This is a genomic window from Micromonospora sp. S-DT3-3-22, from assembly GCF_015354745.1.
Lineage (GTDB): Bacteria > Actinomycetota > Actinomycetes > Mycobacteriales > Micromonosporaceae > Micromonospora > Micromonospora wenchangensis.
In genome coordinates this window covers 50,279-68,513 of sequence record NZ_JACGMO010000011.1, presented here as the reverse complement: position 1 = coordinate 68,513, position 18,235 = coordinate 50,279, and the positions used below count along the sequence as shown (strand labels likewise).

Sequence of the window (18,235 nt, the reverse complement as noted above, 5' to 3'; positions counted from 1 at the left end):
CGCCAGGGTGGGCGCTCCCTAGGCTGGCGGACGTGACACTGATCGCGACCGAGTCGCTCACCAAGACGTACGGAGGCCGGGTCACCGCGCTGGCCGACCTGACCGTCGCGGTCGAGCCGGGGATCATCGGTCTGGTCGGCGCGAACGGCGCCGGCAAGTCGACCCTGATCAAGATTCTGCTGGGCCTGCTCCCGCCGACCAGCGGACGGGTCTCCGTGCTCGACCTCGACCCCACCACCGATCCGGCGGCGGTCCGCGCCCGGGTCGGCTACATGCCCGAACACGAGGCGCTTCCACCCGACCTCTCCGCCGCCGAACTCGTCACCCACCTCGGGCGGATGAGCGGCCTGCCCCGCACGGTGGCCCGCGAGCGAGCCTCCGAGACGCTGCGCCACGTCGGCCTCTACGAGGAGCGGTACCGCCCGCTGGGCGGCTACTCCACCGGTATGAAGCAGCGCGTCAAGCTCGCCCAGGCCCTGGTGCACGACCCGGACCTGCTGCTGCTCGACGAGCCCACCAACGGGCTCGACCCGGCCGGCCGGGACGCCATGCTCGCCCTGGTCCACCGGATCGGCACCGAGTTCGGCATCTCCGTCCTGGTCTGCTCGCACCTGCTCGGCGAGGTGGAGCGGATCTGCGACACCCTGGTCGCCATCGACGGCGGGCGGCTGCTGCGCGCCGACCGGATCGACGCGATGACCTCGGCCACCGACCTGCTCGCCGTCGAGGTCAGCGAGGGCACCGACCAGTTGGCCGGCCGGCTCGCCGCGCTCGACCTGCCGGTGACCCGCGACGGCCGGATGCTGCTCGTCCCGCTGGCCGACGAGCGTACCTACGACCTGATCCTCGGCGCGGTCGCCGAGCTGGACCTGCCGCTGCACCGGCTGGACCAGCGCCGGCACCGGGTGGCCGAACTCTTCGCCCCGAGGGAGCCCAGCAATGTCTGAGCCGACCGGCGTCATCCACGACATCGGCTACCAGCGGTACACCGGCCCGAGGCTGGGCCGCCGGCACGTCTTCGGTGCGCTCTACCTGCACGGCCTGCGGACGGTCTTCGGGCTGGGCCGCAGCGCCAAGGCGAAGATCTTCCCCTGGCTGGTGGTCGGCATCGTGACCGTGGTGGCCGCCGGCCTCACCGCCGTCCGCAGCCAGATCGGCGAGGTGGTGATGACGTACGCCCAGTTCGCCGACGCGATGAGCTGGCTGGTCATCTTCTTCGTCGCGGTGGCCGCCCCCGAGCTGGTCTCCCGGGACCTGCGCAGCGGCGTGCTCCCGCTGTACTTCTCCCGGCCGCTGCCGCGCGACGACTACGCGCTGGCCAAGCTGCTGTCCCTGACCAGCGCGCTGTGGCTGCTGCTGGGCGGGCCGCAACTGGTGATGTTCCTGGGGGCGGCGTTCACCACCCCCGACGGCCTGCGCGGGACCTGGAACGAGCTGCTGGACCTGCTGCCCGGCCTGCTCTACGCCGGGCTGTGGGCGGTGGTCTTCGCCGCGATCGGGCTGCTGGTCGCCTCGCTCACCGGCAAGCGGGCCTTCGCCGCCGGTGGGATCGTGGCGGTCTTCCTGATGACCACCCCGATCGTCGGGGTGCTGTCGATCCTGCCCTCGCAGGCCGTCAACGAGCTGGCCCTCCTGGCCTCCCCGTCGACGCTGGTGCAGGGGGTCGGCTCGTGGGCGTTGCAGGACCTGCTCTACCCGGGTGCCGGCACCGGCCCGCCGATCGGCGGTTTCGGCCCGGTCTACGCGGTCGTCACCGCGCTGCTGGTCGCCGCCTGCACCGCCCTGCTGCTGCTGCGATACCGGAAGGTGGCCGCCCGATGACCACACTCGACACCGACGCCCGGCCGGTGGCCACCACCAGCACCCTGGATCTCGCCGGGGTCTCCCGCTGGTACGGCAACGTGGTGGCGGTCAACGACGTCACCATGCGGCTCGGCCCCGGGGTGACCGGCCTGCTCGGCCCGAACGGCGCCGGCAAGACCACCCTGCTGCACATGATGGCCGGCTTCCTCGCCCCGTCCCGGGGCACGCTCACCCTCGACGGGGAGTCCACCTGGCGCAACCCGGCCGTCTACCGCCGGCTGGGGCTGGTCAGCGAGCGGGAGGCGGTGCACTCGTTCCTCACCGCCCGCGAGTTCGTGCTGGCCAGCGCGAAGCTGCACCGGCTGCCCGACCCGGAGGCCGCCGCCCGCCGGGCGATCGAGCTGGTCGAGATGACCGACGCGCAGGACCGCCGGATCGGCACGTACTCCAAGGGGATGCGGCAACGTACCCGGGTGGCCGCCGCACTGGTGCACGACCCGCAGGTGCTGCTGCTCGACGAGCCGTTCAACGGGATGGACCCGCGCCAGCGGCTGCACATGATGGGCCTGCTGCACTCCCTCGGCGACGCCGGGCGGACGATCCTGTTCAGCTCGCACATCCTGGAGGAGGTCGAGCAGGTCTCCGGCACGGTGCAGGTGATGGTGGCCGGCCGGCTGGCCGCCTCCGGCGACTTCCGGACCATCCGCCGGCTGATGACCAACCGGCCGCACGTCTTCGCGGTCCGCTCCACCGACGACCGGGCGTTGGCGGTGGCGCTGATGGCCGACCCGTCGGTCGCGGGCGTCGAACTGGACAAGACCGGCCTGACCGTACGCGCCGGCGACTACGGCGCGTTCACCCGGGCGCTGCCCAAGATCGCGCTCGCCCGGCAGATCCGGGTCCGGCAGTTGACCCCCGAGGACGAATCCCTGGAGAGCGTCTTCTCCTACCTGGTGGAGGCCTGATGTCGACCGTTTCCTGGATCACCGCGCGCGGGCTGTTCGGCCGTCGCCGGTTCCTCATGCTGCTGCCGCTGCCGGCGGTGCTGGTGCTGCTCGCCGTCCTGTGCCGGTCGCTCGGGGTGGACCCGGGCCAGTGGGCCCCGCCGGTGCTGGTCGGCCTCGGGCTGGCCGTGGTGCTGCCGGTGGTCGCGCTCATCGTCGGCACCGGCGTGCTGGGCGCGGAGATCGACGACGGCACCGTGGTGCACATCCTGACCAAGCCGCTGCCCCGCTGGCAGATCGTGCTGCCGAAACTCGCGGTGGCCGCCGGGGTCAGCGCGGTCACCGTCGCCGTGCCGCTCTACGTCGCGGGCGTGCTCGCCGATTCGGTACGCCTCGGCCTGGGCCTGGTCGCCGCCTCGGCGCTCGGCGCGCTGGCCTACTCGGCGCTGTTCCTGGCGCTCAGCCTGGTCACCCGGCGGCCGGTGCTGCTCGGCCTGGTCTACGTGCTGATCTGGGAGGGGTTGCTGGGCAACTTCGTCAGCGGCACCCGGGTGCTGTCGATCCAGCAGTGGGTGATCGCCCTGGCCGACAAGATCGCCCCCACCGACCTGCTGTCGACCACCGTGTCGGTGCCGGTGGCGGCGGTGCTGACCGCCCTGGTCAGCGTCGGCTTCACCGTGCTGGCCATCGACCGGCTCCGCTCCTTCAGCATCGCCGGCGAAACCAGCTGACCCGGCCCGGCCGGTCCTGCCCGGCCGGCCGATGATCGACACGATTGCGCCGATGTGGCGGTATCCACTCGCCTGGATACCGCCACATCGGCCATCTGGCGCCAACCCGCCGACCCGCCTCAGAAGGCGCTGGCGATGACGAGTTCGGGGGTGCGGTCGGGGAGCAGGTCCAGGGTGGTGATCCGGCCGGCGGCGCGCACGTCGTCGGCGACCAGGGTGAGCTGGTCGAGCAGGGCGGCCGGGCCCAGCGCCTCGGCCAGCGGGATCTCCGCCCGCATCGACAGCTTGCGTTCCGACTTGGCCCGGCGCACCTGGGCCAGGGCGTCCCCGGCCAGCCGGAACAACGCCGGGTCACCGGTGCCGGTGATCGCCCGCCCCACCTCGTACGTGGTGGGCCAGGTGGCCCGGTGCACCGAGCCGTACCGCCACCACGACCAGACCTCCTCGGTCACGTACGGCAGCACCGGGGCGAACAGCCGCAACTGCACCGACAGGGCGGTGGCGAGCGCCGCCCGGGCCGAGTCGGCACCCGGCCCGGTGCCGTAGGCGCGTTCCTTCACCAACTCGATGTAGTCGTCGCAGAACCGCCAGAAGAACGCCTCGGTGACCTGCAACGCGGTCGTGTGGTCGTACCCGTCGAAGGCGGTGGTCGCGGTGGCGACCACGGTGGACAGTTCGGCGAGCAGGGCGGTGTCCAGCGGGGTGGTCGCCGGGGTGCGCAGCGCGTCGGCGGCACCCAGCCCGAGCGCGAACTTCGACGCGTTGAGCAGCTTGGTGGCCAGCCGCCGCCCCACCCTGATCTGCGCCGGGTCGAAGGCCAGGTCCATGCCGGGCCGGCCGTTGGCCGCCCAGTAGCGCACCGCGTCCGAGCCGTGCTGTTCCAGCAGCGCCATCGGGGTGACCACGTTCCCCTTGGACTTGGACATCTTCTTGCGGTCCGGGTCGAGGATCCAGCCGGAGAGCAACGCGTCCCGCCAGGGCAACACCCCGTGCTCCAGGTGGGCGCGCACGACGGTGCCGAAGAGCCAGGTCCGGATGATCTCCTGCCCCTGCGGGCGTAGGTCCATCGGGAAGATCCGGTCGAACAACTCCGGGTCGGTCTCCCAGCCGCCGACGATCTGCGGGGTCAACGAGGAGGTGGCCCAGGTGTCCAGCACGTCCGGGTCACCGACGAACCCGCCGGGCACGCCGCGCTGCGACTCGTCGTAGCCGGGCGGCGGTTCACCCGACGGGTCGACCGGCAGCGACGCCTCGTCCGGTGTGAGAGGGTTGGCATGGTCCGGCTCGCCAAAGGCGTCGAGCCGGTACCACACCGGCACCGGCACCCCGAAGAAGCGCTGCCGGCTGACCAGCCAGTCCCCGGTCAGCCCGCCCACCCAGTGCGCGTACCGGTGCCCCATGTGCTCCGGCACCCAGCGCAGCTCGTCGCCCCGGGCCAGCAGCTCCGCCCGCAGTCCGGCGTCCCGGCCGCCGTTGCGCAGGTACCACTGCCGGGTCGAGACGATCTCCAGCGGCCGGTCGCCGCGCTCGTAGAACTTCACCGGATGGGTGATCTCGCGCGGCTCACCCACCAGGTCACCGGCCCCGCGCAGCAGCTCCACCACGGCCCGCCGGGCGGCGTTGACCGACTGCCCGGAAAGCGCGGCGTAGGGTCCGGCCGGCACGCCGGCCGGCGGCTCGGCCAGCAGCCGGCCGTCCCGGCCGATCACCACCCGGGTCGCCAGGTCGAGGTCCCGCCACCAGGTCACGTCGGTCAGGTCGCCGAACGTGCAGACCATCGCGACGCCGGTGCCCTTCGCCGGGTCCGCCAGCGGGTGCGCGCGCACCGGCACCCCGACCCCGAACACGGGGGTACGCACGGTCGCGCCCACCAGGTCGGCGTACCGCTCGTCGTCGGGGTGGCAGACCACCGCCACACAGGCCGGCAGCAGCTCCGGCCGGGTGGTGTCGATCAGCACCTCCCGCCCGTCCGGCCCGGTGAACCGCAGCCGGTGGTACGCCCCGGGGCGCTCCCGGTCCTCCAGTTCCGCCTGGGCCACGGCGGTGCCGAACCCGACGTCCCAGAGCGTCGGCGCCTGCGCCTGGTACGCCTCACCCCGGGCCAGGTTGCGCAGGAACATCCGTTGCGAGGTGGCCCGCGCCGCCCGCCCGATCGTGGTGTACGTCAACGACCAGTCCACCGACAGCCCGAGCCGCCGCCAGAGCGCCTCGAAGACCTGCTCGTCGTCGGCGGTCAACCGCGCGCACAGCTCGACGAAGTTGCGGCGGGAGATCGGCGTCGGCTCCCGGCGGCGGGCCTCGGTGACCGGGGCGTCGGGCGGCTGCCACGCCGGGTCGTACGGCAGGGAGGGGTCGCAGCTCACCCCGTAGACGTTCTGCACCCGGCGTTCGGTGGGCAGGCCGTTGTCGTCCCAGCCCATCGGGTAGAACACGTTGCGCCCGCGCATCCGCTGGAACCGGGCCACCGTGTCGGTGTGCGTGTACGAGAAGACGTGCCCCATGTGCAGCTCGCCGGATACGGTCGGTGGCGGGGTGTCGATGGCGTACACGTCGTCGCCGCGACCGTGCCGACGCGGGGTCCCCGCCGTCGACCCGCGACCCGCTACGGTCGCCTTCTCCCGGTCGAACGCGTACGTGCCCTCCTCCTGCCAGCGGCGCGCCCAGCGCTCCTCGATGCCGTCCAGGGTGGGACGTTCGGGAACACCGGCGCGGGCCGTCCTCGCCGTATCAGTCATCGGTCGATGGTAGGCAGCCGTCGACCTTCCGCCCACGGCTTTACCGTGCACGCCGGCAGTACCGCACCGGGTGCCCGGCGTGCGCCCCGCCCCGGCTACCGGTTCGAGGAGCCGGTGGGTGGGGCGAGCAGCGGCCCCTTGGTGGCGATCTGGAAGTCGAGCCCGGTGCGGCCGTTGACCCGGTCGAGGATCACCGAGACCGGCGCGTAGGTGTTCTTCTCGTTGGGGTTGGTGCAGGGCCCCTCGCCGTCGTCACCGTTGCTCAGGATGCCCAGGGCCCGCCCGTCGGACTCGGTGAACAGCGGGCCGCCGCTGTCACCCGGCCGGGCGCACACCCGTACGTCGATGCCGCCACTGGCCTTGCCGATGACCTCGCCGCAGCGGGTGCCCGGCAGGTAGCCGGCCCCCGCGCCCGAGTCGACGTACTGCTCGCCGGCCTTCGGGGTGTACGCCGAGCCGGTGGCGCAGACCACCCAGCCGGCCTGCACGGCGGAGTACGCGGTGACGCCGGTGATCGGCACGTCGCGGCTGCCCCTGCTGGCGCAGGCCGGATTGTCGGCCACGCACCAGTAGTTGACCAGGCTCGGCGTGCTGCCGACACCGCGCCTCGGGTACGCCCAGCGGGTGCTGGCCCCCTCGGCGTAGGGCAGGACCGAGTAGTCGTAGGGGAACGCGTTCTCGGCCAGCACCGGGTTGGTCGACTCGATGCCCACCGGCACCTTCGGCCCGAGGAACTGGTGCCAGGTGTCGTCCACGCGCTGGTGCCGGCCGCCGACCACGCAGTGCCCGGCGGTCAGCACGTAGTACCGCCCCGACTTCGCCCGGACGTTGAAGCCGGTGGTGCAGCCGCCGACGGTGCCGTCGTCGCGGGGCACGTCCAGCCGGATGCCGCCGCGCATCGGCGCCTGCGCGCAGTAGCGCGGGTCGCACGCCTTGGGGATCGTGCCGTCGTCGAGCCGGGCCCGGGTCCGCACCGGCACCCCGGCCGAGTCGAGCGCGCCGGCCAGCCGGGTGTCACCGGCCGGCACCGCGTCGCCGGTCAGCACCAGCACCTCGTTGGCCCGCTCGTCGACCAGCACGTCCCGCCCGGCGGTGACGCCCAGCGTCCCGGCCAGCCGGATCGCCGCCGCGTCCAGGTCGCGCCGCGAGTGCCGGGCCGGCACGACGGTGACGTGCCGGGCGTCCGGCAGCCCGGCGACCGCCCCGGTGACCCGGGCCGGGTCGGTGGCGGCGATGGTGAGCACCCCGCCGCCGGCCTGGTCCAGCCACATCCCGGCGTACGCGTCGGGGAAGCGGGCAGCCAGGGTGTCGGCCAGCGGCGCGGACAGTTCCTGGAGGGCCAGCCGGCGGGCGGCCTCGTCGGGGGAGACCCGGTAACGGTCGCTGAGGTAACTCACCGAGGCGGGGGCCGCCTGGGCGACCTGGGCCGCCGGGCGGCTCGCCACCGGCGCCGGGCGCGGTGCGGCAGGCGTCGCGGCCCGGCCACCGGCGTCGGTGCGGGTCGCCGCATGGGCCTGCCCGGCGACCGGGACCGCCCCGGCCGCCCAGGTGCCACCTGTCGGTCCGCCGGCCGGACCGGCGCCCCGGTCCACGGCCAACGCCACCCCGGTCGTCCCCACCGTGCTCAGCGCCAGCGCCGCCGCCAGCACCACTCGTCCACGGATCCGCACGCCGCAACCTCCCCGTATGCCGGCGATGCGATCGACCCCGCCACGCCCGCCCGACCGGTCGGACCGGTGGGAACAGGGGCGAGGCCCATCGATGCGGGCCGAGTCTAGCCGCCCGGTGAGCCACCGGCTGTCCCCAACGACCGGTCAGCTCAGCGATTCGCGCCACTGCCGGTGCAGCGTGGCGTACCGGCCGCCGGTCGCCGCGAGCCGGGCCGGCGGGCCGTCCTCGACGATCCGTCCGGAGTCGACGACCAGCACCCGGTCGGCGGTCTCCACCGTGGAGAGCCGGTGCGCGATCACCAGCGCGGTGCGGTCCCGCAGCACGCTGGCCAGCGCCCGCTGCACCAGCCGCTCGGTCGGCACGTCCAGCGACGACGTCGCCTCGTCCAGGATCAGCACCCGGGGGTCGGCCAGGAACGCGCGGGCGAACGCGACGAGTTGCCGTTGCCCGGCGGAGAGCCGACCGCCGCGCCGGTGCACCTCGGTGGCGTACCCGTCGGGCAGCGCGGCGATGAAGTCGTGCGCGCCGATCGTCCGCGCCGCCGCCTGCACCGCCGCGTCGGAGGCGGCCGGCCGGCCGAACCGGATGTTCTCCGCCACCGTGCCGCCGAACAGGTGGTTCTCCTGGGTCACCAGCACGACCGCCCGCCGCAGCTCGGCGTCGGACAGGTCCCGCAGGTCGACGCCGTCCAGCTCCACCGTGCCGGCGTCCGGGTCGTGGAAGCGGGCGAGCAGCTTCGCCACCGTCGACTTGCCGGCGCCGGTCGGGCCGATCAGGGCCACCGTCTGCCCGGCCGGCACGACCAGGTCCAGCCCGGCCAGGATCGGCGTCTGCGGCCGGTAACCGAACGAGACCGCGCGGAACGCCACCGCGCCCCGACCCGGCCCGGCCGGCAACGGCACCGGCGATGCCGGTTCGGGCACCCCCGGTCGTTCGTCGAGCACCCCGGCGAGCTTCTCCAGGGCGGCGGTCGCCGACTGGAGCGAGTTGTAGAACTGGCTCAGCTCCTGCATCGGGTCGAAGAACCGGCGCAGATAGAGCAGGAACGCGGCGAGCACCCCCACCTCGGTGTCGCCGCCCAGCACCCGCCAGCCGCCGTACCCGAGCACGGAGGCCACGGTGAGGTTGCCGATCACCTTGATCCCCGGCGAGTACGTGGCGATCAACCGGAACCCGTGCAGGCTGGCCTGCCGGTACTCGTCGTTGACCGCCACGAAGATCTGCTGGTTGCGCGGCTCGCGGCGGAACGCCTGCACCGCCCGGATGCCCCGCAACGACTCCACGAAATGGACGATCACCAGGGCCACCGCCTCCCGGCTGTGCCGGTAGGCCTGGGCCGAGGCGCGGGCGAACCAGCGGGACAGCCAGAACAGGAACGGGAACGCCAGCAGGGTCACCGCCGCCAGCGGCAGGTCCAGCCAGAGCAGGATGGCGGCGACCGACAGCACCGACAGCGCGGCGGCGACGAGGGTGTCGATCCCCCCGTCGACCAGTTCGGCGATGGAGTCGACGTCGCTGGTGAGCCGGGACACCACCCGACCGGACGTGTAGCGCTCGTGGAAGCCGACCGAGAGGGTCAGCAGGTGGCCGTACACCCGCTGGCGCAGGTCGAGCAGGACGGCCTGGCCGATCCGGGCGGAGCGGGCGAGGTAACTGCGCCGGGCGGCGTACTCGGTGACGGCCGCGACGGCGAACGCCCCCGCGACGGCGGCCAGCGGACCCGGGTCCCCGGCGCGCAGCGGCGGCACCGCCCGGTCGATGCCGAGCATGACCAGGTACGGCCCGGCCATCGCGGCCGCGTTCTGGGCCAGCAGCAGGCCCACCGCCACGCCGAGCGACCTGCGGTGCGGGCGGAGCAGGTCACGCAGCAGCGCCCGGCTGCGTCCCCGCAGCCGGGCCACCGCCTCCGGGGAGTCGTCCTCGGCGCGGCTGCGGTCGGCGTCCGGGTCGGTGGCCCGGCCCCGCCAGTGGTCCAGCGCGGCCGACCGGCCGTCGCCCCCGGTCGTGCCGTCCTGTCGGGGTGGCCGGCCGTCGTCCCCGGCCGCGTGGCGCTGCCGGGGCGGCCGGGGACTCACGAGCGCACCAGCCCCGGTGCCGGCGCGGGCCCGGCGGCGAGCACCGCCCGGTACGCCGGCACCGTGGCCAGCAGGTCGCCGTGCCGGCCGACGGCGGTGATCCGACCCCCGTCGAGCAGCGCCACCCGGTCGGCCAGCGCGACGGTCGACGGCCGGTGCACCACCAGCAGCGCGGTGGTGTCCCGCAGCACCCGGCGCAGCGCCGCCTCGACCAGCGCCTCGGTGTGCACGTCCAGGGCGGAGAGCGGGTCGTCGAGGACCAGCAGCGCCGGCCGGCCGAGCACCGCGCGGGCCAGCGCCAGCCGTTGCCGCTGCCCGCCGGAGAGCGACAGGCCCTGCTCGCCCACCCGGGTCGCCAACCCCCACGGCAGGTCGTACGCGAAGTCGGCCTGGGCCAGCGCCAGCGCGGCCCGGACCTCGTCGTCGGTGGCGTCCGGGCAGCCCAGGGTGAGGTTCTCCCAGACCGACATGGAGAACAGCGTCGGCTCCTCGAAGGCCACCCCGACCAGCCGGCGCAGCGCGTCCAGCCGTATCCCGCGCAGGTCGTGCCCGTCCAGGGTGATCCGGCCGCCGGTGACGTCGTGCAGCCGGGGCACCAGGGACAGCAGGGTGCTCTTGCCGCAGCCGGTCGCCCCGACCAGGGCCAGCGTCTCGCCCGGCTCGACGGTCAGCTCGATCTCCCGCAGCACCGGTCCGGCGCTGCCCGGATAGCGGAACGACACCCCCTCGAAGCGGAGCCGGCCCCGCACCGCCGAGCGGGCCAGCGGTACGGCGTCCGGGGCGTCCACGATCGACGGCGGGGTGTCCAGCACCTCCTGGATGCGGTCGGCGGCGGTGGCCGCCTCCTGCCCGTTGGCGATGATCCAGCCGAGCGACTGCACCGGCCAGATCAGCATGAGCTGGAGACTGACGAAGGCGACCAGCTCGCCGATGGTCAACGCGTCCCGGGCGACAAGCGTCGCGCCGCCGACCAGTGTCGCGCCCAGGGTCAGGTTGGGCACCAGGTCGAACAGGGCCGACGCGCCGGCCAGCAGCGCCCCCTTGGCCACGCCCGTGTCGTGCAGGGCGCGGGCCCGCCCGGCGAACCGGTCGGCCAGCTCCGGCCCCCGCCCGTACGCCTTCATGGTGCGCAGCCCCTGCGCGGTCTCCTCGACCAGGGTGGCCACGTCGCCCTGCTGGTCCTGCATCCGCCGCGACGAGGTGTGGTAGTGCCGGCCGAACCGGCGGCTGATCAGGAACAGCGGCACCGCGCTGGCCGCCACCAGCAGCCCCAGCGGCCCGTGCAGGCGGATCAGCAGGATCACCACGGCGACGTAGGTGACCACGTTGAGCACCAGGAACAGCAGCCCGAAGGAGAGGAACCGGCGCAGCACCGACAGGTCGCTGATCGCCCGGGAGAGCAGCTGCCCGGACTGCCAGCGGTCGTGGAAGCCGGCCGGCAGGCGTTGCAGGTGGGCGTACAGGTCGGCGCGGATGGTCGCCTCCATGCCGACCGAGGAGGAGGACTGGCTCCACCGCCGGATGAAGATCAGCACCGCCTCGGCCAGGCCGAGCAGCAGGGTCAGCCCGCCGAGGCGGAGCAGCCCCGCCGGGTCGTGCCGGGCGATCGGCCCGTCCACCACCCGCTGCACCACCAGGGGTACGGCCAGACCCGCCCCGGTGGCCGCCAGCGCCGCCAGCAGCAGCAGGACGTACGCGGGGGCGTACGGGCGCAGGTAGCGGCGCAGCCGCCAGAGGTTGCGCAGCGACCGGACCCGACCGTCCGCCCTCGGGGCCGGGTCGCCGTCGCGCTGCGCAGGCACTACCCGACGGTAGCGTCGAACGGCGTCGATGCCGCTGTCAGCTTGCCGTCAGCCGCCGCTCGTGACCGAGCAACCACTTCTTCACCGGCAGCCCGTACCGGTAGCCGCCGAGGGTGCCGTCGGTGCGCAGCACCCGGTGGCAGGGGACGAAGAGGGCGGCGGCGTTGCGGGCGCAGGCGGCGGCGGCCGCCCGGACCGCGGCGGGCCGGCCGGCCAGCGCGGCGTACCCGGTGTAGGTGACCGGCTCACCGGGTTTGACGTCGCGCAGCACGGTCCAGGCGTGGGTCTGGAACGCCCCGCCGCTGTGCTGCCGCACCGGCACCCCGTCGATCGCGGTCAGGTCCCCGTCGAGGTAGGCGCGGACGGCGGCGGTCACCGGGCCGAGGTCGGCGTACGGCTCCAGCGGGCCGCGCAGGCTCGGGTGCACCAGCGGCAGCAGGCTGTCCGGGTCGGCCGTGAAACCGGCGGCCCGGACCGCGCCGTCCGGGTCGACAAGCACGCTGAGCGGGCCGGTCGGGGTGTCCATGGTGGTGGTGCCGAGGGTCGTCATGCCGCTCTCCAGAGTCTGATCGCCGCGTACGACCGCCAGGGCCGCCAGCGGTCGGCGTACGTGTCCAGGGTGGTGGGGGTGGCCGGCAGGCCGAGGGCGGCGGCGCCCCGGCGTACCGCGAGGTCGGTGGGGAGCAGGACGTCGGGGTCGCCGAGGGCCCGCATGGCCAGGTAGCCGGCGGTCCACGGGCCGATCCCGGGCAGCGCGGTCAACCGTCGTACCGTCTCCGCCCGGTCGCCGCCCGGCTCCAGGTCGACCTCCCCGGCGGCGACCGCACGGGCCAGCGCCCGGATCGTCTCCCGCCGGGCGGCCGGCATCCCGAACGCCGCATCCGGCAACCCCAGCACCTCCTCCGCCCCCGGAAACCCCCACACCCCCCACCCGCCCCCACCCGGCTCGCCGCCGCTCCCACCCGCCTCGCCGCCGCTCCCACCCGCCTCGGCGCGGTGATCAAGAGGTTCACGTCGCAGGGAAGCGCTCTCCGTGACGCAAACCTCTTGATCACCGGAGTCGAGGTCGGGGCGGGTGGGGGCGGGAGCGTGGGTGAGGAGACGGATGAGGGTGGTGCGGGCGGCGGGGAGGGAGACCTGTTGGCCGACGACGGCCCGCAGCGCCATCTCGAAGCCGTCCACCGCCCGGGGCACCCGCACGCCCGGTTCGGCGGCGACGGCCCCGGCCAGGGCCGGATCGGCGGCCAGCGTCTGGTCGACCGCCTCCGGGTCGGCGTCCAGGTCGAACAGGCGACGGCACCGGGCCACCGCCGGGGCCAGGTCCCGCAGGTCGGCCAGGCGCAGCGTCGCCACGACGTACCCGGTCGTCGGCGTCAACGCGACCTCCGCCGGGCCGTGCGGCAGCCGCAACCCCCGGCGGTACGTCCCGTCGTGCACCTCGTCCAGCCTGGGCAGCGTCCGGGCGGCCAGGAACTCCAGCAGGGCGGCGGCGTGCAGCGGCGGCCGGTACGCCAGCCGGAGCGTGATCGTGCCCGCCCCGCCCGGTGTCGGCGGCCCGCCCCGCCCGGTACGCAACTGCGACGGCACCGTCCCGTACACCTGGCGGACGGTGTCGTTGAACTGCCGTACGCTGCCGAACCCGGCCGCGAACGCCACCTCCGCCAGTCCCAGCCCGGTCGTCTCGATCAGCGTCCGGGCGGTCTGGGCACGTTGGGCCCGCGCCAGTGCCAGCGGGCCGGCCCCCAGTTCCGCCCGGAGCATCCGGTGCAGGTGCCGTTGCGTGTAGCCCAGCCGGGCGGCCAGCCCGGGTACGCCGTCCCGGTCGACCACCCCGTCGGCGATGAGCCGCATGGCGCGACCCACCACGTCGGCGCGGACGTCCCACTGCGGCGAGCCGGGCGCGGCGTCCGGCCGGCACCGGCGGCAGGCCCGCAGGCCGGCCCCCTGCGCGGCGGCCGCCGACGGGAAGAAGCGGACGTTACGCCGCTTCGGGGTGATCGCCGGGCAGGACGGCCGGCAGTAGATCCCGGTCGACGTGACGCCCGTGTAGAACCAGCCGTCGAACCGCTGGTCACGACTGTCCACGGCCCGGTAGCACCGTTCGAAGTCCAACTCCACGTCACCGATCATGCCCGCAGCTCACCGGCGGTGGCTCGCGGGAATCGGACCTGAGCGTGCGGGCGGCGGTGACCTCCCCACCCCGGGACGGTCCGGGGTGGGGAGGTCGTGCGTCAGCGCCCGGGTGCCGGGACCGGGGCGGCCGTCCGGCCGGTCGCGGGGGCCCGGTCGACGGGCGGTGCGGTGCGGGCGGGGGCCGGTGCGGTGACCGGGCCGGTGCGCGGCCCGTCGACGGGCTGCGCGGTCAACGCCGGAACGGGCGATGCCGGTACGGCGGTCGTCGCGGGCGATGCGGGAATGGCGGGCGGTGCCGGAGTGGACGTCGCGGGTACGGCCGTCGAGGCCGGCTTGCCCGGCGGTGCGGGAATGGCGGTCCGGGCCGGTGCCGGCGCGCCGCGGCCGGTCCGGGCGTCCTGGTCGACGGGGGGGTCGGTCACCGCTGCCGGGACGGGCGCGGCGGGCGGCCCGCTCGGCGTCGTGGCCGGTACGGCGGGCGGGGCGTCCCCGCCACCGCTGGCGGCCATCGCGAGCGGGGTGCCGATCAGCACGGCGGCGAGGACACCGACCGCGCTCATCGTGATCGTGGCGCGGCGTCGGGACCGGGCCCGGCGTTCCGCCCGGTTCAAGTGGTCGTGCACTGTCGGTGCCTCCTCGGCGAGGTCGGAGAGGGTGGCGCGGATGAGGTTCTCGATGGGCGTGGTCACCGCCGTACCTCCAGCAGTTCGATGTCCGGCAGGAGTTGCCGCAGCCGGGCCACGGCCCGGTGGGTGCGGCTGCGCACGGTGCCGACCGAGCAGCCGAGCGCGGCTGCCACCTGGGTCTCGGTCAGGTCCTCGTAGTAGCGCAGGACCACGACCGTGCGCTGGGCGGCCGGCAGCGCGCGCAGCGCGGCCCGCATCGCCAGCCGTACGTCGGTGCCGCCGAACAGGTCCGGCCCGGCCCGGTCGTCGACGCCGGTGAGCAGCGTCTCCCGGTACCGGCGCAGCCGCCGCCACCAGCTGACCTGCTCCCGGTACATGACCGTGCGCAGGTAACCCTCCGGGTCGGTGTGGCGCAGGTCACGCCACCTTGGAATCGTCCTGGCCAACGCCGACTGGAACAGGTCCTCGGCGGCGTGCCGGTCCCCGGTGAGCAGGTACGCGACCCGCATCAGGGCCGGTGCCCGGCTGGCCACGAACTCGGCCAGCCGGACCCGATCGTCCTCGTCCACCCACCCTCCCCGTCGTTGTCTGTCACCGATACAGACGCCCCAGCTCATCCCGCCTATCCCGGTCGCCGGGGGCAGTTTCCGGTTCGGAAAGTGTCGGTAGTGGTCGGTAGCGTCCCGGCACCAACTCCAGAAAGGGTGCGGCGATGGCGAGCGTGACCGGGCGGGGCGACCCTCGGTCAGGGCGGGGGCAGCTGGACGACGCCGCCGCGCAGGGCCTCTACGACCGGATGCGGGTGGTCGCGCCGGCCGCCTTCGGGGCGATCGAGCGGGACCGGGCCGACGATCCGGCACGGCCGTTCGCCGACACCGCCTGCGGCCGGCTCGCCGGTTCCCTCGACGCGGCCGGCCTGCGGGCCCTGGGCATGTGGGCGCACCACTGGTGCATGCGGTTCTACGACGACGACACCCGGGTCGGCCGACGGCTGGTCCGGGAGATCGCCGGCCGGCGGGGCCTGGGCTGGACGGTCGACGAGGTGCGCTGGATGCTCGGCGAGTCCGAACGGGCCGGCCCGAGCGCCGGGGACCGGTTCACCCTGCCGCTCGCGGCGGCCGGCGAACTGCCCGGGGTGGCCGACGGCGGGGCGGGCTGGCGACTCGCCGGGTGACCCCGGCCGGCAGGCCGGGGGAGATGGCGGTGGCGCAGGATGGCAGCGGAGCCAGCCGCAGAGAGGACCAGCATGCCCGCCACCGAACCGACGATCGTCGCCACCAGCATGGGTTTCACCAGCCGTGACCGGGGCCCGTGGGATGCCGACCCGGGGCCGGTCTTCGACCTGATGGCCGAGCTGGCGCAGGCCGACGAACCGAGGATCTGCTACCTCAACCAGGCCGTCGGCGACCAGCCCACCTCGCTGACGGTCTTCCACGGCGCGTTCGCCGGCACCCGCTACCGCCCCTCGCACCTGGCGCTGTTCCCGATGCCCAACGTCGAGGACGTCCGGGCGCACCTGCTGGGCCAGGACATCATCTGGGTCGGTGGCGGCAGCGTGGCCAACCTCTGCGCGGTGTGGCGGGTGCACGGGCTGCCGGAGATCCTGCGGGAGTGCTGGGAGGCCGGGGTGGTGCTCGGCGGGGTCTCCGCCGGCTCGATCTGCTGGCACGTCGGCGGCACCACCGACAGCTTCGGCCGGCGGCTGCGCGCCTACACCGACGGCCTGGGCTGGCTGCCGTACGGCAACGGGGTGCACTACGACAGCGAGGCGCAGCGCCGGCCGCTGCTGCACCGGCTGGTCGCCGACGGCACCCTGCCGGCCAGCCACTGCACCGACGACGGGGTGGGGCTGGTCTACCGGGGCACCCGGCTGGCCGAGGCGGTCGCCGACCGGGCCGGGGTGGCCGCGTACGAGGTGGTGCCGGACGGTGCCGGTGGGGTGCGGGAGACCCGGATCGAGCCCCGGTTGCTCACCGCCTGAGCCGTCCCGGCGGTGCCGACGGGGCTGCCTGCCGGGTGACGGCGTAAGCTGGCCCGTCGTGAGTCTCACCATCGGCATCGTCGGCCTGCCCAACGTCGGCAAGAGCACCCTGTTCAACGCGTTGACCAAGAACGACGTGCTCGCGGCGAACTACCCGTTCGCCACGATCGAGCCCAACGTCGGGGTGGTGGGGCTGCCGGACGCGCGGCTCGACAAGCTCGCCGAGATCTTCTCGTCGCAGAAGGTGCTGCCCGCGCCGGTGTCGTTCGTCGACATCGCCGGTCTGGTCCGGGGGGCGTCGAAGGGGCAGGGCCGGGGCAACGCGTTCCTGGCGAACATCCGGGACGCCTCGGCGATCTGCCAGGTGGTGCGGGCCTTCTCCGACCCGAACGTGGTGCACGTCGACGGCAAGGTCTCGCCCGCCGACGACATCGAGACGATCAACACGGAGCTGATCCTGGCCGACCTGCAGACCCTGGAGAAGGCGCTGCCCCGGCTGGACAAGGAGGCCAAGCTCCGCAAGGACCGGGCCGCCGCCGTGACCGCCGCGAAGCAGGCCGTCGAGGTGCTCGACGGCGGCACCACCCTCTACGCCGGGGCCGCCGCCGCCAAGATCGAGCTGGAGCACCTGCGGGAGCTGCACCTGCTCACCACGAAGCCGTTCCTCTACGTGTTCAACGTCGACGAGGCCGAGCTGGGTAACGCCGCCTTCCTCGACGAGCTGCGTGCCCTGGTGGCCCCCGCCGAGGCCGTCTTCATGGACGCCAAGATCGAATCCGAGCTGGTGGACCTGCCCGAGGAGGAGGCCCGCGAGCTGCTGGAGTCGATCGGGCAGTCCGAGCCGGGGCTGGACCAGCTCGTCCGGGTCGGCTTCCGCACGCTCGGGCTCCAGACGTACCTCACGGCGGGGCCGAAGGAGGCACGGGCCTGGACCGTGCCGGTGGGCGCGACCGCCCCGGAGGCCGCCGGGGTGATCCACAGCGACTTCCAGCGTGGCTTCATCAAGGCCGAGGTGGTCTCCTACGACGACCTGGTCGCGGCCGGCTCGATGGCGGCGGCGAAGGCCGCCGGCAAGGTCCGGATCGAGGGCAAGGAGTACGTCATGCAGGACGGCGACGTGGTGGAGTTCCGCTTCAACGTGTAGTCGGATTCCGGTCCAACGTCTCCTGCGCCCCATCGCGATGGGCGGTGCACAGGTGAGCTCTAGCCTGAAGGCATGGTTGCTGGCGCACGGCAGTTGAAGGTCGGACTTCGGGTCGACGATCTGGAGCGGTCGATCGCGCTCTATCGCCAGATCGGGTTTCGGCAGATCCCAAATCAAGATCAGCCGATGCTGAGGTACCTGACGTTCGGCCACACCTGGCTCATCCTCTCCAGCCGTCACTCGCACGGGTATCACAACGCGGAGCGCGAGCGAGCTGCCCGGTCGGGTCCGCTCGGTAGCGGTTTCGTCCTCGTGGTGCCGACTGCTGATATCGCGGCGGCGCGTGAGATCTGGCGACGCGAAGGTCTTCCCGTCACGTTGGAGCCGGAGGACGTGGGGTTCGCCGAGATTTTTTACGGCCTTGACCCTGACGGCTACGAGGTGATGTTCGAGCAGTTCCGCGACTGAGCATGTGGGCATGGCTGCCAGGACAAACAGATCCGACAGAGGTTGATCGCCTACGGAACGCCGTGGAATTCAGGTTCAACGTCTGATTCCCGGTCCAACCTCTGCCGCATCGGATCGGTTCG

At 74.0% G+C, this 18,235-nt stretch carries 16 protein-coding genes; 8 read left to right on the top strand and 8 right to left on the bottom strand.

What is annotated here, in order from left to right:
- Positions 1-32 precede the first annotated feature (32 nt).
- From H1A17_RS05080 to H1A17_RS05065, 4 genes are read left to right on the top strand one after another with little or no spacing between them, the layout of a single operon-like run.
- Complete coding sequence (locus tag H1A17_RS05080) at positions 33-947, top strand: ABC transporter ATP-binding protein (protein ID WP_194821187.1); 915 nt, start codon at positions 33-35, stop codon at positions 945-947.
- Positions 940-1,821 carry an ABC transporter permease gene (locus H1A17_RS05075; protein WP_145921648.1) on the top strand — a complete coding sequence of 294 codons (882 nt, stop codon included), beginning with the start codon at positions 940-942 and terminating at the stop codon, positions 1,819-1,821. Before H1A17_RS05080 ends, H1A17_RS05075 begins: the two co-directional genes overlap by 8 nt.
- Entirely contained in the window at positions 1,818-2,768 is a 951-nt protein-coding gene (locus H1A17_RS05070; RefSeq protein ID WP_088647152.1) for an ABC transporter ATP-binding protein, read from the top strand. The genes H1A17_RS05075 and H1A17_RS05070 overlap by 4 nt, the downstream gene beginning before the upstream one ends.
- Complete coding sequence (locus tag H1A17_RS05065; protein WP_145921647.1) at positions 2,768-3,478, top strand: ABC transporter permease; 711 nt, start codon at positions 2,768-2,770, stop codon at positions 3,476-3,478. Before H1A17_RS05070 ends, H1A17_RS05065 begins: the two co-directional genes overlap by 1 nt.
- Positions 3,479-3,597: 119 nt before the next feature.
- Here the strand turns inward: H1A17_RS05065 and valS are convergent, their stop codons facing one another.
- The 8 genes from valS to H1A17_RS05025 form a co-directional block, all read right to left on the bottom strand.
- Positions 3,598-6,213, bottom strand: coding sequence for a valine--tRNA ligase (valS, locus tag H1A17_RS05060; protein WP_194821186.1), 2,616 nt, complete (start codon positions 6,211-6,213; stop codon positions 3,598-3,600).
- 95 nt (positions 6,214-6,308) lie between these two features.
- On the bottom strand, positions 6,309-7,883 hold the full coding sequence (locus H1A17_RS35490; protein WP_194821185.1) for a trypsin-like serine protease: 1,575 nt from the start codon (positions 7,881-7,883) through the stop codon (positions 6,309-6,311).
- A gap of 144 nt (positions 7,884-8,027) precedes the next feature.
- Complete coding sequence (locus H1A17_RS05050; RefSeq protein WP_194821204.1) at positions 8,028-9,860, bottom strand: ABC transporter ATP-binding protein; 1,833 nt, start codon at positions 9,858-9,860, stop codon at positions 8,028-8,030.
- Between the two features lie 95 nt (positions 9,861-9,955).
- Positions 9,956-11,761 carry an ABC transporter ATP-binding protein gene (locus H1A17_RS05045; protein WP_194821184.1) on the bottom strand — a complete coding sequence of 602 codons (1,806 nt, stop codon included), beginning with the start codon at positions 11,759-11,761 and terminating at the stop codon, positions 9,956-9,958.
- 37 nt (positions 11,762-11,798) lie between these two features.
- On the bottom strand, positions 11,799-12,311 hold the full coding sequence (locus H1A17_RS05040; protein WP_194821183.1) for a methylated-DNA--[protein]-cysteine S-methyltransferase: 513 nt from the start codon (positions 12,309-12,311) through the stop codon (positions 11,799-11,801).
- Positions 12,308-13,879: an AlkA N-terminal domain-containing protein gene (locus tag H1A17_RS35480; protein ID WP_194821203.1), complete on the bottom strand. Its 1,572-nt coding sequence runs from the start codon at positions 13,877-13,879 to the stop codon at positions 12,308-12,310. Before H1A17_RS35480 ends, H1A17_RS05040 begins: the two co-directional genes overlap by 4 nt.
- A 113-nt stretch (positions 13,880-13,992) precedes the next feature.
- Positions 13,993-14,583 (bottom strand): hypothetical protein, encoded by a 591-nt coding sequence (locus H1A17_RS05030; protein WP_194821182.1) that lies wholly within the window; start codon positions 14,581-14,583, stop codon positions 13,993-13,995.
- A complete protein-coding gene (locus tag H1A17_RS05025) occupies positions 14,580-15,089 on the bottom strand; it encodes a SigE family RNA polymerase sigma factor (RefSeq protein ID WP_145921641.1) in 510 nt (169 codons plus the stop codon). The genes H1A17_RS05030 and H1A17_RS05025 overlap by 4 nt, the downstream gene beginning before the upstream one ends.
- 143 nt (positions 15,090-15,232) lie before the next feature.
- On the opposite strand from H1A17_RS05025, the gene H1A17_RS05020 reads away from it, so the two are divergent.
- The 4 genes from H1A17_RS05020 to H1A17_RS05005 all read left to right on the top strand — a co-directional run bounded on the left by H1A17_RS05020 (position 15,233) and on the right by H1A17_RS05005 (position 18,113).
- Positions 15,233-15,694 carry a hypothetical protein gene (locus H1A17_RS05020; protein ID WP_194821181.1) on the top strand — a complete coding sequence of 154 codons (462 nt, stop codon included), beginning with the start codon at positions 15,233-15,235 and terminating at the stop codon, positions 15,692-15,694.
- 72 nt (positions 15,695-15,766) lie between these two features.
- The gene (locus H1A17_RS05015) at positions 15,767-16,501 is read left to right on the top strand and encodes a peptidase E (protein ID WP_145921639.1); all 735 of its coding nucleotides are present in this window, start codon (positions 15,767-15,769) and stop codon (positions 16,499-16,501) included.
- A gap of 58 nt (positions 16,502-16,559) precedes the next feature.
- A complete protein-coding gene (gene ychF, locus H1A17_RS05010) occupies positions 16,560-17,645 on the top strand; it encodes a redox-regulated ATPase YchF (RefSeq protein WP_194821180.1) in 1,086 nt (361 codons plus the stop codon).
- A 72-nt stretch (positions 17,646-17,717) separates the two neighbouring features.
- Positions 17,718-18,113: a VOC family protein gene (locus H1A17_RS05005; protein ID WP_145921638.1), complete on the top strand. Its 396-nt coding sequence runs from the start codon at positions 17,718-17,720 to the stop codon at positions 18,111-18,113.
- The last annotated feature ends 122 nt before the right edge of the window (positions 18,114-18,235 follow it).